Source organism: Streptococcus sp. HMSC063B03 (assembly GCF_001836965.1).
GTDB lineage: Bacteria > Bacillota > Bacilli > Lactobacillales > Streptococcaceae > Streptococcus > Streptococcus pneumoniae_F.
In genome coordinates, this window is the sequence record NZ_KV831055.1 from 1 (window position 1) to 343 (window position 343).

General features: G+C 37.6%; 1 pseudogene. It reads left to right on the plus strand.

Annotated features, from left to right (window positions below):
- Positions 1-343: pseudogene (locus HMPREF2628_RS08110) on the plus strand (hypothetical protein); the annotation flags it as partial.

A 343-nucleotide genomic window follows, 5' to 3' on the forward strand; every position in this document is an offset into this window, starting at 1 on the left:
CGAGGGAGGTGACTAAGAAGGCGGAGTATGGAGATTCATCTTCAGTTAAGACGTTAGGAGACTATGGTAATGACTTAGCGGAAACTTCAGTCTATACAAGTCTTGAAGAAGGTATCAAGCACCTTATTGAGAAAATGAAAGTATCAGTACCGAATGTAGCTAATTATTGGAGCGTGGGAATAACTGGTAATTCATATTATAAAAATATAAATTTCTCCTTTGATGCTCAACAATTTGCGAAAGACTCCACGACGAATACTCTAAAAGATCTTTTTAAGAATATTACTGTGTCAGAAGTTGGTATTCCGATTCCAGGTACGAATGTTTCCATGGGGATATCAGG